Genomic DNA, 14,060 nt, shown 5'->3' with positions numbered 1-14,060 from the left:
TTAATGAATGAATAAAAAACAATTATATACAAACTATTGTTCACCGGCATCAGTCTTATTAAGAAAACATTAAAAAAACCTTAATAATTACTCAGAGATAAGCTTAACAATAGCCATATTATTGTAAAACTAGCCAATCAATATGATCAACATCATTGATGCACTTGATATTTGTATTAAATGTAGTTGATAATAAAATTTCGTCCAATAAAAGTGCAGATGCGCCAGAATTAACCAAGTATCCATTTTTTATAAGCAAAACTCTGTCTGCTTTTTGATAGGAATGATTCAAATTATGTGTACTCATAATAACAGCACCGCCTAATTGGCAAAATTTATCAACCCACTTATCCAAAATAGCCAACTGTACGACATCTAGATTATTCGTTGGTTCATCAAGTAACATTAATTTTCCTTTTAAATCATCACTCGACCATAATTGGATAAATGCGCCAACAATTCTAACCCTCTGCCATTCACCTCCAGATAAATGATGAATGTTTTTTGACAATAATTTGTCAATTTTAAAATCATTTAACAGCATATTTAATTGCTGAGCATCCATTTTCGACAATTGATGGTATAACGAGAGATAATGAAAAACGGGCATAAATGACAAAGCTTCCAATTGTTGTATAACAATGCTCTGCATTCTAGAAAGATCATCATATTTATAATGTCTTATTGAAGTTTCGTTTAGAATAATTTCTCCACTAAACGGAAGCTCTCCCGCAATCGCCATTAAAAGTGTGCTTTTTCCCGCACCATTAGCGCCAATTAAGTGGACACGCTCGCCATAGTTTACTTGCTCTGTAAATAAGCGAAGTCGATCATTAACACTTAAATTATTAAGTTTAAGTAACGCCATATTACAAACGCCCTATCTCTTTTGTTGCCAATAACCAAATAAATAAAGGCGCACCAAGCGTTGCTGTAATCACCCCTATCGGAACTTCTGCACCATTTAAAATCAATCGAGATAGTGAATCAGCAAGCAATAGCAATCCGCCTCCAGCAAGCGCACACGCTGGTAGTAAGGTTTTATAATGCGTTAATCCACATAGTCTCAATAAATGTGGTACAACAAGCCCTACAAAGCTTATAGCGCCCGCTAAAGCAACACTGAGCCCTATCAATAACCCAACGGCTAAAATAAACCAATTTCGCCATTGATTAACGGATATACCTAATTGCTTTGCTCTAAATGAACCTAGAGATAAATAATTAAGAATATCGGCTTGTAGAATAAGAATTAAAACAATGGGTATAAGAGCCCAAAATAAGATTTGATGACGCCAATCAATGCCGCTAAAACTCCCCATCAACCAATACATTAATTGTCTTAAATCTAAAGCTGAACTGAAATAAACCAACCAAGTCATTATCGCACTTGCCATAACGCCTAATGCCACACCAATTAATAGTAACTGAGCATTAGATAACTTTTTTATTCGAGTAAAAAACATTAATAAGAGAGTAATACCTAATGCACCGAATATCGCGACACTGCTTATTAACCAAGGACTTAAATTAATTTGCAAAACAATAAGCAATACAACACACACACCAGCACCACTGCTTACGCCTAATAGCCCCGGCTCTGCGAGTGGATTTTGGAATAAAGCCTGCATAATAGCACCTGCAATGGCTAAGCTGGCTCCAACTGTCACTACTGCAAGTATTCTGGGTAACCGGATCTGCCAAACAAATAAATGGGCTTCATCCGTTAGCCATTGATCTGGAAATAACGAAATCTCACCAACAGAAAGGGAAAAAATAAACAAGAAACATAATACTAACACCATTAGAAACAGCTTTTTTCTGTCGTCAATGCGTTGTTTTTTAGTAAATTTAATCAGAGGATTAATGTCTTTATTCATTTTATTTCCTATCCATGTAGCAATGGCTCTTACTGTTTTTTATTTATAATATAATTTTTTAGCAACATAACATGTTCTCATTCAATGATGAAAAACTAAATTTAGAACATGTAAGATGGTCTCTAACAATGAAGAAAAAATTGAGATTAACTATCACAATGTTGATGCAGATAAGTGATAAAAAGAAAGAGTCAAAATAAGAATAGAAAGAAAGATAATAAAAAGATCCCATCCAAATAGAAATATCCATTCAGACTATATTGATAAATATAAACATCCACGTGCGTTTATTATCAATATTAAATACAGATAATCATGATAAAAAAACGGCTTTCAAAGAAAGCCGTTTTGGATGTTTTTTAAAACTTATTCTTTTGGTGTTGCGCTCTCAACCCGGCTTTTTAACTTTTGTCCTGGGCGGAAAGTAACAACACGGCGAGCTGTAATAGGAATGTCTTCCCCAGTTTTCGGATTACGACCTGGGCGCTGATTTTTATCACGTAGGTCAAAGTTTCCGAATCCAGACAGCTTCACCTGTTCCCCGTTTTCAAGAGAACGACGCACTTCCTCAAAAAAGGATTCTACAAGGTCTTTTGCATCGCGTTTGCTAACACCAAGTTTTTCAAACAGATTTTCTGCCATTTCAGCTTTTGTAAGCGCCATAGGTCTAGTCCCTCAAGGATGCTTGGAATCGCTGTTTCAATGCTGCTACACAGTTACTCACTGTTGCAGCAATCTCATCTTCTTCCAGTGTATGCTCGATATCCTGCAAGATTATGCTAATAGCGAGGCTTTTATAGCCCTCTGCTACTCCCTTACCACAATACACGTCAAATAAGTTTATGCCAACTATTTGATTTCCGCCAACTTTCTTACATTCAGCTAAAATATCTTCTGCAGCAACATCATTCGGAACAACTACAGCGATATCTCTACGATTCGAAGGGTAACGAGAAATTGCTTTTGCTTGTGGTAAACTGCGATTTGCAATTGCATTCCAACGTATTTCGAATACTACCGTACGGCCGTTTAAGTCAAGTTTACGTTCAAGCTCTGGATGAACAACGCCAATACAGCCAATATATTCATTTCTCAGATAAATCCCAGCACTTTGTCCCGGATGAAGTGCTGAATGATTAGCTGGTTTAAATGTAATTTCATCTAGCTGGCCTGTCAATTCCAGAATTGATTCAATATTACCTTTCAAATCAAAGAAATCAACAGTTTGCTTCTCTAAACTCCAATGTTCTTCATAACGGTTGCCCGCGATCACACCAGCTAACATAAGTTCTTGGCGTATTCCATATTCTGCTTGATTATCAGGAACAAAACGCAGACCTGCTTCAAATAACCTAACTCTAGACTGTTGACGGTTCTGATTATAAACAGTAGTCGTCAATAATCCGGTTAATAGAGACAGTCTCATTGCTGACATATCTGCTGAAATCGGATTAGGCAGAATCAATGCCTCTTCATTTGGATGTAATAAAGATTGGATCTTAGGATCAACAAAGCTATAAGTAATTGCTTCTTGGAAGCCATTATCTACTAGCATTGTTTTAACACGTTTTAATGACAAGTTCGCTTCGCGATGATTGGTCATCACCAAATCAGCTCGTAATGGGACATCTGGAATATTGTTGTAACCATAAATACGAGCAACCTCTTCAATCAGGTCTTCTTCGATTCGAACATCGAAACGCCATGAAGGAACTATTGCTAACCAGCCATCGCTTTCAACAGAAACTTTGAACCCTAAACGAGTTAATGAATCCAGAACTTGTGCATCATCAATCACATGACCTAATAAACGGTCTAATTTTTTACGTGTTAATTTGACCGGTGCAATATTCGGTAAATGTGCTTTATTGGTGACATCAATTACTTCACCAACTTCACCACCGCAAATTTCTAATAGCAACTTAGTTGCACGCTCAATTGCATTATATTGCAGCTCAGAATCAACGCCACGTTCAAAGCGATGAGAAGCATCGGTATGCAAGCCATAACGACGTGCACGGCCTGTAATAGATAATGGAGAGAAAAATGCACACTCTAAGAAGACATTTTTCGTTTCTTCATTAACACCTGATGATTCACCACCGAAAATGCCAGCCATACCTAATGCCTGTTTTTCGTCAGCAATAACTAATACATCTTCTTTTAATGTAATTTCATTGCCATCAAGTAAAGTCAGTTTTTCACCTTCTTTACCCATACGAACAACAACAGCACCTTCAACGCGATCAAGATCGAACGCATGTAGTGGTTGCCCCATTTCAAGTAGAATTAAGTTGGTAATATCAACAATTGGGTCAATAGAACGAATGCCACCACGGCGTAACTTTTCTTGTATCCATAAAGGTGTTTTTGCTTTCACATTCATATTAGTGAAAACACGGCCTAAATAACGGGGACACGCTTCTGGCGCTTCAACACGTACAGGGAATGTTGCTGAAGATGTTGCCACAACAGGCGACATATCAGGGACTTGGCATTCCATTTTATTGATAACCGCGATATCACGAGCAACACCTAAAATACCTAAACAATCTGCACGATTTGGTGTAACACTAATTTCGATCGCATTATCATTTAATTTTAAGTATTCACGAATATCCATACCAATAGGTGCATCGGCAGGTAATTCAATAATACCTTCATGGTTTTCTGAAATAGCTAATTCAGAAAATGAGCACAGCATACCTTCAGAGGGTTCACCACGTAGTTTTGCTGCTTTAATTTTGAAATCGCCTGGTAATACAGCCCCGACTGTTGCAACCGCTACTTTTAGGCCTTGACGGCAGTTAGGTGCACCACAAACGATATCGAGTAATCTGTCACCACCTACGTTAACTTTTGTTACACGTAATTTATCGGCATTAGGATGTTGTCCACATTCAACAACTTCACCTACAAACACACCATGAAAATCACCGGCAACCGCTTCAACGCCATCAACTTCAAGCCCAGCCATTGTTAATTGTTCAGAAAGTGCTTCGCTACTAATCGCTGGGTTTACCCACTCACGTAACCAAAGTTCACTGAATTTCATGAGATAATCCCACCTTATTTAAACTGTTTGAGGAAACGAAGATCGTTTTCGAAGAATGAACGCAGATCGGTGACACCGTAACGTAACATAGTTAAGCGTTCCATACCCATACCGAACGCAAAACCTGAATACACTTCAGGATCGATACCTACATTACGTAATACATTTGGGTGAACCATACCGCAACCCAACACTTCTAACCATTTTCCATTCTTACCCATTACATCGACTTCTGCAGAAGGCTCTGTAAATGGGAAATAAGAAGGACGGAAACGAATTTCCATATCTTCTTCAAAAAAGTTTTTCAGAAAATCGTGTAGTGTTCCTTTTAAATTGGTAAAGCTAATGTCTTTATCAACAATTAAGCCTTCAATTTGGTGAAACATTGGTGTGTGAGTCTGATCGTAATCATTACGATATACGCGACCTGGTGCGATGATACGAATAGGTGGCTGTTTATCTTGCATAGTACGAATTTGTACACCTGACGTTTGTGTACGTAGTAAACGTTTTGCATCAAACCAGAATGTGTCGTGGTCAGCTCTTGCTGGGTGATGTGCAGGAATATTCAACGCATCAAAGTTATGATAATCATCTTCGATTTCAGGGCCAGATTCTACAGAAAACCCTAATTCGCCAAAGAAAGTTTCAATACGTTCAATTGTACGAGTTACTGGGTGTAGACCACCGTTTTCAATACGGCGACCAGGCAAAGATACATCGATTTTCTCAGCAGACAAGCGTTCGTTTAATAATGCTGATTCAAGATAATCTTTACGACTATTCAGCGCTTGCTGAACATCTTGTTTAGCCTGATTAATGACAGCCCCTGCAGCTGGACGATCTTCCGCGGGTAAGTCGCGCAGCGTGGACATCTGAAGCGTTAAATGACCTTTTTTCCCCAAGTATTCAACACGAACCGAATCCAGCGCAGCAACATCCTGTGCCTCTTCGATAGCTGCTTTAGCTTGAGCAACGAGTTCAGCGAGATGTGGCATCGTTTCCTCTTCCTTTGACCTGTGAGGTCTATTAGTTGTTATCAATGATGACGAATAAAATTGCCCTTTTTGGTTTCTAACCCAGTATAGGGATCTGAAAACAAAAAAGCCTCCATATTGGAGGCTCAGGCGCTACTTTTCGTTTCTTTTCTTACGCGCAAAAGCCTCCTTGAATTAGGCGCTAAAGTAAAAAAAGAAACGGAAAAAAGCGATATTTAACATTAGTAATGTCTCTTAAAATATTAACTTATTGAATTTATATCATTAAGCCACAAATTTAGACAAAATAAAAGAGGGAGAAAACTCCCTCTTCCATTGCTTAATAAATAATTAAGCCAGAGCACCTTTCGCTTTTTCAACTAAAGCAGCGAATGCTACTTTGTCGAATACAGCGATGTCAGCCAGAATCTTACGGTCGATTTCAATGGATGCTTTTTTCAGACCATTGATGAAACGGCTATAAGACATACCGTTCTGACGAGCTGCTGCGTTGATACGCGCGATCCACAGCTGACGGAACTGACGTTTTTTCTGACGACGGTCACGGTACGCATATTGACCAGCTTTGATTACAGCCTGGAAAGCTACACGATATACACGTGAACGTGCACCGTAATAACCTTTAGCTTGCTTTAAAATTTTCTTGTGACGAGCACGGGCGATAACACCACGTTTAGCACGAGCCATATTAAACTCCTAAATGTCTATATTCTGTTAAAAAAGTGATACTTATGCGTATGGTAAGCAAGCTACGACCAGACCTAAATCTCCTTTAGAGACCATGCCTTTTGGACGTAAATGACGTTTACGCTTAGTTGATTTTTTAGTCAGAATGTGACGGAGGTTAGCATGTTTGCGCTTGAAGCCACCACCAGCAGTTTTTTTAAAGCGCTTAGCTGCGCCGCGTACTGTTTTAATCTTTGGCATTTCTATAATCCACTTCGCATTGTTAATAACATAAAATAATAAGGCGAATAGCAATCAGCCTTTAAAGGCTGACGCTATTACTTGAATTGCCCGACTATTTCTTCTTCGGCGCTAACACCATGATCATCTGACGCCCTTCAATCTTATTAGGGAAAGATTCAACAGCAGCCAGTTCATCTAAATCTTCACGGATGCGGTTAAGCATCTCCATTCCGATTTGTTGGTGTGCCATTTCACGACCACGGAAACGCAGTGTGACTTTAGCTTTATCGCCATCTTCAAGAAAACGAATCAGGTTGCGTAGTTTGACCTGATAGTCGCCTTCATCTGTACCAGGACGGAATTTAACTTCCTTAACCTGAATAACTTTTTGTTTCTTTTTCTGTTCTTTGAGAGTCTTACTTTTCTCATAGAGGAATTTGCCGTAGTCCATAATACGACAAACTGGCGGCTCGGCATTAGGACTAATTTCAACTAAATCAGCACCTGCTTCCTCGGCTTTCTCAAGAGCCTCTTTCAGACTAACAACTCCAATCTGTTCGCCATCTAAACCTGTTAAACGAACTTCATGAGCGCGAATCTCACCATTGATGCGATTCTGACGCGTTGATTGAATTCTTTTTCCGCCTTTAATACCTTATTCCTCCAACTGATGAAGACTTCTGCTTCTAATTTCTTGCAGAAGCTTTTCTTTAAATTCGTTAACGTCGATACTGCCAAGGTCTTTTCCTCGACGAGTACGAACCGCCACTTTGCCTGATTCAACTTCTTTATCTCCACAGACAAGCATGTACGGAACACGACGTAAAGTATGTTCACGAATTTTAAAGCCAATCTTCTCATTTCTCAAGTCTGCTTTTGCACGAATTCCGGCATCTTGCAATTCTTTGACGAGTTTTTGTACATAATCAGCCTGTCCATCCGTGATATTCATCACGACAACCTGCTGTGGTGCTAACCAAGTTGGGAAGAATCCTGCGTATTCTTCTGTCAGAATACCAATAAAACGTTCTAAGGATCCTAGCACTGCTCGGTGTAACATAACAGGTACTTTACGCTCGTTGTTTTCAGCAACATAAGATGCGCCTAAACGACCTGGTAGTGAGAAGTCTAATTGTACTGTACCACACTGCCATGCACGATCTAAACAATCGTAAAGTGTAAATTCAATTTTAGGGCCATAAAACGCCCCTTCGCCTGGCTGATATTCAAATTCAATATTGTTATCAGTTAAGGCTTTGGCTAAGTCTGCTTCAGCAACATCCCATAATGCATCTTCACCGATACGTTTTTCTGGGCGAGTAGACAGCTTAACAACGATTTTTTCAAATCCAAAAGTAGAATATACATCATAAATCAATTTGATGCAGTCATTTACTTCACTTAAAATTTGTTCTTCTGTACAGAAGATATGCGCATCGTCTTGTGTAAAGCCACGAACACGCATTAAACCATGTAATGCACCTGATGGCTCATTACGATGGCAACTACCAAATTCAGCCATACGTAATGGCAAATCACGGTAAGAACGTAGACCTTGTTTGAAGATCTGTACGTGACCTGGGCAGTTCATTGGTTTAATACAATATTCACGATTCTCTGATGATGTTGTGAACATGTTTTCTTTGTAGTTTTCCCAGTGACCTGTTTTTTCCCAAAGAACACGATCCATCATAAATGGACCTTTTACCTCTTGGTAATCATATTCTTTTAATTTACAACGTACAAATGTTTCTAACTCACGGAAAATAGTCCAGCCATCATTATGCCAGAAAGCCATACCCGGCGCTTCTTCTTGCATATGATATAAGTCAAGCTGTTTACCAATTTTGCGGTGGTCACGTTTAGCGGCTTCTTCTAAGCGATCTAAGTAAGCTTTTAACTGTTTCTTATCAGCCCAAGCTGTACCATAAATACGCTGTAACATTTTATTATCGCTGTTACCGCGCCAATATGCACCTGCGATTTTCTGCAATTTAAAATTATGACAGAAACGCATATTTGGAACATGTGGCCCACGGCACATATCAATATATTCTTGATGATGATAAAGACCTGGTTGAGAATCTTGGCTAATATTTTCGTCAAGAATAGCTACTTTATAGTCTTCACCACGAGAAACAAAAGTTTCACGAGCTTCAGCCCAGCTTACGCGTTTTTTAATAACGTCATAATCTGTTTTCGCCAACTCTAGCATACGCTTTTCTAGAGTATCTAAATCTTCCTGTGTTAGAGAATGGTCTAAATCCACATCATAGTAGAATCCATTTTCAATAACAGGACCAATCGCCATTTTGGTGTGTGGCCATAATTGTTTAATAGCATGTCCCAATAAGTGGGCACAAGAGTGACGAATAATTTCAAGACCTTCATCATCTTTTGCGGTGATAATCGCTAGATTTGCATCATGTTCGATTAATTCACAAGCATCCACCAGCTCACCATTAACACGGCCTGCAATACATGCTTTCGCAAGTCCAGGCCCGATATCTGCAGCGACATCCATGACAGAAACTGCATTTTCAAATTGACGTTGGCTTCCGTCAGGAAGAGTAATAATTGGCATTTAAAATCCTTATTTACAGTGGTGACCCATACGCAAGATCACATGCAAACATCATTTTTCTTTAAAATTTAATACGTTAGTAGCATGCACTTGCTTCACACTGCAAGTTATGTACACCATTGTGTACACATTTAGCAAAAGTACCTCAAAATGTGTTGGTGCACTGCTCTAACTCGGACGCGATAGTATCATAGTGAAAAAAAATTATATATCGTTAGTTGCATCAGCATCTTAATTCCACACCCTGCTATACTCTCCAAAAACTAACCGGATCTACTATGAACCTCGCAAACCTAACTCAAGAAGAAAAAGACAAAATCAATGTCGATTTGGCTGCCTCGGGTATCGCATATAAAGAACGCCTCAATATGCCAGTTGTTGCGTCCGAAGTTGAAAGACAACAACCAGCACATTTAAGAGCATACTTTAATGAACGACTAGCGTTTTATCGTGAGAGAAGTAAGAAGTTGCCGGATGGGAATTCGGTGCAGTATTTGAAAGCAGAGTGATTACTCATGTTTTGGGCAAGTGGTCGTGACCATTTCAACAAAGAAATCTTTTCCTGATTTACCAGCAGAAGACAAAGTAACATTACCCAAAAAACGACTCAAATTTACCGTTCGGCTATCTTTGGACAAGATTTTGGTTGGTGCTTTCATGAAATGAACAACTGCAATAGAGCTTAATTGCTCATCTTTATTTATCCTCGCATGCCTGAAGAACGCCCAAAACACGCTATTTTGGGTCTAATTTATTTAGTATTCTATTTTTGTGCTACCGATTAGCCCATAGTCACACGAGGTTCTTTAGTGGTCATCATCTCTTCATAGGTTGTACTATCTTTCTTAGTCTTAGCCACTATTACGTGATATTTTTCTGACATATTCCCCCTAATAAAAAACTCACGCTAGACGGAATGCTGGTATATTTTTATCTAAAATAAAAACAGATATAGGAGCTCAATAATGAGAGATAAACATGATAACCAAAATTATATGACGAAGTTTCTCAAGATGCAGAGAGATGTATTTGTGCCTTATTTGAGGAAAGTAATTCATCCTACCGAACTAAAGTCGGTATTTTGCATTTACGAAATGATTGAACAAGGTGAAAATATTTACACCTATTTAGTTAACGCTGACACAGTGGTCATATTTGAAATGTCTCGCATAGACCAATCTATAATTCATGACCGAACCATTCCTATCCATGAATATGCGCAAGAATCAAAAGGAAAACAATGGCATAGGTATGTTAGGGAGTTACAGACATTTGCAGAAAGAGAAGATTCTCAAGTAAAGTAAAAAGACTATTAGCGCCTCTATTTGGTTTTCTGCTTGTTGACTAGCTTACCTAATTCACACTCGACGATTTCGGCAATTATCCGCCCATCATCACTTCTGCCACAATGTAAGTATTCAAGTGATTGGATTCGACGTTTTAGAATTGCCCTGTTAATGAGCGATGAAATGTGTAGATTTCGCAGCTTAGCGATACACTGCAAAGCCACTTCTAGCCTATGCCTAACAGTCAAGATAGTGCTCACTTTCCTTAATGGATAAACGATTTATCTAACTTTATCCTGTTAATAAAACTTACTTAATAAATAGCTTACTTTGCTTAGTCATATTGGTGTTATCGACAGCCCGCCAAAACATACCAATCTCTTTATCACTAAAATATCGCCTACCTGCCTTTGGTTTCATCCCAACATCATCAGCTCTTAATTCAGAAAGTGGATTAGCAGCCAGCTTTCCAGAACGAATACTGTATGAAAATATCTGCTTCATCTTTGAAAGAATCTCGGTTGCCATTGTTGGCAATCTGTTATCTCTCATTTTCTTAAAAACAGGCTGCCAATGAGCTATAACCATATCTTCAGCAATCATTTTACCAACACTAGTGGATACGTGACGATGTAACGCCCTCTTCCAGAAATCATGTTTTACTAACTTCTGCGCGTGAGGGCTTTTTAACCATTCATTTATACACTCGTTTACTAATAGCTTTTTACCCTCATCAGCTATTTCCATTTCTTTGACAATAATTGGATCCTTGCCTCCCAATAATATGTTCCTAGATAGAAATTTTTATTTAATTTGTCTACCATAATAAACAAGCGGAAACCGTGGCTTTAAAAAACTTATTCTGGGGCGGTCCAGATTTTTATTATAAAAGGTATATACATGTTTTATCTAAAACCCCGCCCTCGTAAATTAGTTTATGCTATTACTTTTGAAACTCTCGCTATTTTATTAAGCGCTGTTTTACTTGCAATATTAAGTCAAAGCCAATCAAATAACTCACTACCTGTTGCAATCGCTGTCTCTGTTATTGCCTTGATTTGGAATTATATTTTTAATTCTTTCTTTGAATTAATTGAGTCAAAACTAACAATAAAAAAACGGACTGTCATAGTACGACTAACTCATGCAATAAGTTTTGAATTAGGTCTGTTTTTCTTTACCATTCCACTTTATATGTGGTGGTATAACGTAGGTTTTATCAAAGCAATAAGTATGGAAATAACTATATTAGTTTTCTTCTTTATCTATACTTATTTATTCACGCTTGCCTTCGATAAATTATGTCCCCGAGTTTATTCAGCAGAAATAAAGTAGTGTAGTGGCTTAATCCTGCCGATACTCAGTAGGGCTTTTATTAAAGTATTGGCGAAATGCCTGACTAAATGCAGAATGAGAGTCATATCCCACTGCTAAAGCAATATTTTCAATATTTAGTGGTGTGTATTTTAATAATTCAGTCGCTTTGCTAAGTCGTTGTTGAGTAACATATTGCATCACAGACATCCCCACCTCTGCTTTCATTTTTCGTTGTAACGTACTCGCTGATATATTAAAGGCGAAAGCAATATCATGTGTTGTTAATGGCGTATGTAATTTATTCGCTAACCAAACATCCAAACTATCGCGCCACCCTTTTTGTATTTTCATTTGAGCAAGTAATAGGCGTGTTATCGTTGAATATTGATCTGGGAGTTGAGGATATTGATGCAACCACTCTAATAAACCAATAACTGCTGGTGATAATGCAAATTGCCCACCTTTCTCACTTATTTGCCACTGTGAGGTTGCAGGGAGTTCTAGAATAAGATTTTTATTATCTATATTTCCTGAAAAGGCATGATGAATAGTTGGAGGGATGATCAAGCAATTTTGATTAGAAACCAAAAAATCTTCTCGATTGAAATTAACTTCCATTGACCCCGAAAGCCCGAAAATAATCTGCCATAAATTATCATGCTGATGAGATACCGTCTCTTGTGTATAACATCGAAAATGCAATTGAGGTAATAACAAAAGACACTCCTTTATCCCCATCCTGCTATTAAATAATAACTATATCAAAATTCAGCAGAACATCACTATTTAAGAGTGTCTTATCAAGATACTTATTTATGCTAAACGTGAACCATTTGGTAAAGGCAAGTTAAATTCAGCCAATACAATTGCTCCCGTTTCATCTGGTGCCCCCGTAATTAAGACTTCAGATTTTATACCTGCAATGCGCTTAACTGGGAAATTACATACACATAAGATACGGCGTCCAACAAGCTCTTCATGCGTATAGTTTACCGTAATTTGAGCACTTGAACGTTTTATGCCTAATTCGCCCAAATCAACTTCCATAACATAAGCAGGTTTATTAGCTTTCTTATTTACTTCTGCACTAATAATCGTTCCCACTCTCATTTCTACACGTAAAAAATCATCCCATTCAATTAAATCTGTCATCTTTTTACCAATCTATTGTGTTTACAGTTTATTACTGAATGTTAGATTAACATGCATTATTCTGGCTCACCTATGGTGAGGCAGTCATTCTCTGTTGAGAAAGAATCACTCACACTCTTTTTTCTCTGATCCTCATTATTCTGAATTTTGCCTATTTTTAATAACATTTAAAATAATCATATCAATTCATAATTTTGTTATGTATAAAAAATATTCCTATTGATAACCCCAGAGAATATTTATTATGAAAAAAATAACAGAATGGGCAACTTTGGAAGGAAAACTTGTGCGTTTAGTTCCTCTCAGTATGGAGCACTATTCAGAACTTCATGAACTCATTGAAAAAGATAAACTTGATGAGCTTTGGTATACCAGCGTTCCTTCTGTAACAGAGTTACAACGTGATATTGAGCATAAACTTCAATTGCAACAAAAAGGGTTAATGTTGCCTTTTTCCATTATTTCTAAAGCTAATAACCGTGTCGTTGGCATAACAACCTTTATGAATATTGATAGCCAAACACCAAGATTAGAAATTGGTTCAACCTGGTATACAAAAGAAGTACAAAGAACAGGAATAAACACAGAAACTAAATATCTCTTACTTAAATATGCCTTAGAAGACTTGCAATGTATTGCTGTTGAATTTCGTACTCACATATTAAATCAAACTAGCCGTAGAGCAATTGAACGACTGGGTGCAAAACTAGATGGCATTTTGCGTAATCATAGATTAACAACGACGGGGCAAAAAAGGGATACTTGCGTTTATAGCATTACTGATTATGACTGGGGATCGGTGAAACTACATTTAGAATGGCTTATGAAAAAATACTAATACACCTTAAGATTATTATGATGAAAATGACTTTTTATCTC

The 14,060-nt window shown here is 37.8% G+C and carries 17 protein-coding genes and 1 other annotated feature; of the genes, 4 read left to right on the top strand and 13 right to left on the bottom strand.

All coding sequences use genetic code 11. The annotated features are described in order from the left end of the window. Positions 1-118: 118 nt before the first annotated feature. The 10 genes from DK858_RS10025 to thrS form a co-directional block, all read right to left on the bottom strand. Entirely contained in the window at positions 119-868 is a 750-nt protein-coding gene (locus DK858_RS10025; protein ID WP_109397270.1) for a vitamin B12 ABC transporter ATP-binding protein BtuD, read from the bottom strand. A gap of 1 nt (position 869) precedes the next feature. Then, on the bottom strand, positions 870-1,880 hold the full coding sequence (gene btuC, locus DK858_RS10020) for a vitamin B12 ABC transporter permease BtuC (protein WP_109397269.1): 1,011 nt from the start codon (positions 1,878-1,880) through the stop codon (positions 870-872). Positions 1,881-2,246: 366 nt separating this feature from the next. After that, positions 2,247-2,543: an integration host factor subunit alpha gene (gene ihfA / locus DK858_RS10015; protein ID WP_023582381.1), complete on the bottom strand. Its 297-nt coding sequence runs from the start codon at positions 2,541-2,543 to the stop codon at positions 2,247-2,249. 4 nt (positions 2,544-2,547) lie between these two features. Continuing rightward, complete coding sequence (gene pheT / locus DK858_RS10010) at positions 2,548-4,935, bottom strand: phenylalanine--tRNA ligase subunit beta (protein WP_109397268.1); 2,388 nt, start codon at positions 4,933-4,935, stop codon at positions 2,548-2,550. Between the two features lie 14 nt (positions 4,936-4,949). Beyond that, positions 4,950-5,933 (bottom strand): phenylalanine--tRNA ligase subunit alpha, encoded by a 984-nt coding sequence (gene pheS, locus DK858_RS10005; protein WP_109397267.1) that lies wholly within the window; start codon positions 5,931-5,933, stop codon positions 4,950-4,952. A gap of 99 nt (positions 5,934-6,032) precedes the next feature. Next, positions 6,033-6,156 (bottom strand) — a sequence feature (Phe leader region). After that, positions 6,108-6,155 (bottom strand): pheST operon leader peptide PheM, encoded by a 48-nt coding sequence (pheM, locus tag DK858_RS18500; RefSeq protein WP_120655563.1) that lies wholly within the window; start codon positions 6,153-6,155, stop codon positions 6,108-6,110. Its footprint overlaps the feature before it by 48 nt. Before the next feature lie 107 nt (positions 6,157-6,263). After that, on the bottom strand, positions 6,264-6,620 hold the full coding sequence (rplT, locus tag DK858_RS10000) for a 50S ribosomal protein L20 (RefSeq protein ID WP_006537111.1): 357 nt from the start codon (positions 6,618-6,620) through the stop codon (positions 6,264-6,266). 42 nt (positions 6,621-6,662) lie between these two features. Continuing rightward, a complete protein-coding gene (rpmI, locus tag DK858_RS09995; protein WP_004263702.1) occupies positions 6,663-6,860 on the bottom strand; it encodes a 50S ribosomal protein L35 in 198 nt (65 codons plus the stop codon). A gap of 94 nt (positions 6,861-6,954) precedes the next feature. Then, on the bottom strand, positions 6,955-7,494 hold the full coding sequence (gene infC / locus DK858_RS09990) for a translation initiation factor IF-3 (RefSeq protein WP_036937410.1): 540 nt from the start codon (positions 7,492-7,494) through the stop codon (positions 6,955-6,957). 3 nt (positions 7,495-7,497) lie between these two features. After that, positions 7,498-9,426 (bottom strand): threonine--tRNA ligase, encoded by a 1,929-nt coding sequence (gene thrS, locus DK858_RS09985; RefSeq protein ID WP_109397266.1) that lies wholly within the window; start codon positions 9,424-9,426, stop codon positions 7,498-7,500. Between the two features lie 278 nt (positions 9,427-9,704). On the opposite strand from thrS, the gene DK858_RS09980 reads away from it, so the two are divergent. Both DK858_RS09980 and DK858_RS09975 read left to right on the top strand, forming a co-directional pair. Further along, positions 9,705-9,935, top strand: a complete 231-nt coding sequence (locus DK858_RS09980) for a DNA polymerase III subunit theta (protein WP_109397265.1) — start codon at positions 9,705-9,707, stop codon at positions 9,933-9,935. A 456-nt stretch (positions 9,936-10,391) separates the two neighbouring features. Continuing rightward, positions 10,392-10,730: a hypothetical protein gene (locus DK858_RS09975; RefSeq protein ID WP_109397264.1), complete on the top strand. Its 339-nt coding sequence runs from the start codon at positions 10,392-10,394 to the stop codon at positions 10,728-10,730. A 291-nt stretch (positions 10,731-11,021) separates the two neighbouring features. Here the strand turns inward: DK858_RS09975 and DK858_RS09965 are convergent, their stop codons facing one another. Beyond that, positions 11,022-11,492, bottom strand: coding sequence for a phage integrase central domain-containing protein (locus DK858_RS09965; protein WP_109397262.1), 471 nt, complete (start codon positions 11,490-11,492; stop codon positions 11,022-11,024). Positions 11,493-11,612: 120 nt separating this feature from the next. Here DK858_RS09965 and DK858_RS09960 point away from each other — a divergent pair, with 120 nt between their 5' ends. Continuing rightward, positions 11,613-12,047, top strand: coding sequence for a PACE efflux transporter (locus DK858_RS09960; protein WP_109397261.1), 435 nt, complete (start codon positions 11,613-11,615; stop codon positions 12,045-12,047). Positions 12,048-12,056: 9 nt separating this feature from the next. Here DK858_RS09960 and DK858_RS09955 read toward each other — a convergent pair whose 3' ends face one another. Together DK858_RS09955 and DK858_RS09950 are read right to left on the bottom strand one after the other, a co-directional pair. Next, positions 12,057-12,746 carry an AraC family transcriptional regulator gene (locus tag DK858_RS09955; RefSeq protein WP_109397260.1) on the bottom strand — a complete coding sequence of 230 codons (690 nt, stop codon included), beginning with the start codon at positions 12,744-12,746 and terminating at the stop codon, positions 12,057-12,059. Between the two features lie 96 nt (positions 12,747-12,842). Then, positions 12,843-13,181, bottom strand: a complete 339-nt coding sequence (locus tag DK858_RS09950; RefSeq protein ID WP_109397259.1) for a tRNA-binding protein — start codon at positions 13,179-13,181, stop codon at positions 12,843-12,845. Between the two features lie 244 nt (positions 13,182-13,425). On the opposite strand from DK858_RS09950, the gene DK858_RS09945 reads away from it, so the two are divergent. Beyond that, positions 13,426-14,019 (top strand): GNAT family N-acetyltransferase, encoded by a 594-nt coding sequence (locus DK858_RS09945; protein ID WP_109397258.1) that lies wholly within the window; start codon positions 13,426-13,428, stop codon positions 14,017-14,019. The last annotated feature ends 41 nt before the right edge of the window (positions 14,020-14,060 follow it).

This window comes from Proteus faecis (assembly GCF_003144395.1).
GTDB lineage: Bacteria > Pseudomonadota > Gammaproteobacteria > Enterobacterales > Enterobacteriaceae > Proteus > Proteus faecis.
Note: the sequence above shows the minus strand (reverse complement) of the source record. Positions and strands in the feature narration are given on the sequence as shown.

Excerpts from the sequence above, each read along its gene's own strand:
- ihfA (WP_023582381.1), bottom strand. The coding sequence starts at position 2,543 with ATGGCGCTTACAAAAGCTGAAATGGCAGAAAATCTGTTTGAAAAACTT.
- pheS (WP_109397267.1), bottom strand. The coding sequence starts at position 5,933 with ATGCCACATCTCGCTGAACTCGTTGCTCAAGCTAAAGCAGCTATCGAA.
- DK858_RS09950 (WP_109397259.1), bottom strand. The coding sequence starts at position 13,181 with ATGACAGATTTAATTGAATGGGATGATTTTTTACGTGTAGAAATGAGA.
- DK858_RS09980 (WP_109397265.1), top strand. The coding sequence starts at position 9,705 with ATGAACCTCGCAAACCTAACTCAAGAAGAAAAAGACAAAATCAATGTC.
- DK858_RS09975 (WP_109397264.1), top strand. The coding sequence starts at position 10,392 with ATGAGAGATAAACATGATAACCAAAATTATATGACGAAGTTTCTCAAG.
- DK858_RS09960 (WP_109397261.1), top strand. The coding sequence starts at position 11,613 with ATGTTTTATCTAAAACCCCGCCCTCGTAAATTAGTTTATGCTATTACT.
- DK858_RS10025 (WP_109397270.1), bottom strand. The coding sequence starts at position 868 with ATGGCGTTACTTAAACTTAATAATTTAAGTGTTAATGATCGACTTCGC.
- btuC (WP_109397269.1), bottom strand. The coding sequence starts at position 1,880 with ATGAATAAAGACATTAATCCTCTGATTAAATTTACTAAAAAACAACGC.
- rpmI (WP_004263702.1), bottom strand. The coding sequence starts at position 6,860 with ATGCCAAAGATTAAAACAGTACGCGGCGCAGCTAAGCGCTTTAAAAAA.
- rplT (WP_006537111.1), bottom strand. The coding sequence starts at position 6,620 with ATGGCTCGTGCTAAACGTGGTGTTATCGCCCGTGCTCGTCACAAGAAA.
- DK858_RS09945 (WP_109397258.1), top strand. The coding sequence starts at position 13,426 with ATGAAAAAAATAACAGAATGGGCAACTTTGGAAGGAAAACTTGTGCGT.
- thrS (WP_109397266.1), bottom strand. The coding sequence starts at position 9,426 with ATGCCAATTATTACTCTTCCTGACGGAAGCCAACGTCAATTTGAAAAT.
- pheT (WP_109397268.1), bottom strand. The coding sequence starts at position 4,935 with ATGAAATTCAGTGAACTTTGGTTACGTGAGTGGGTAAACCCAGCGATT.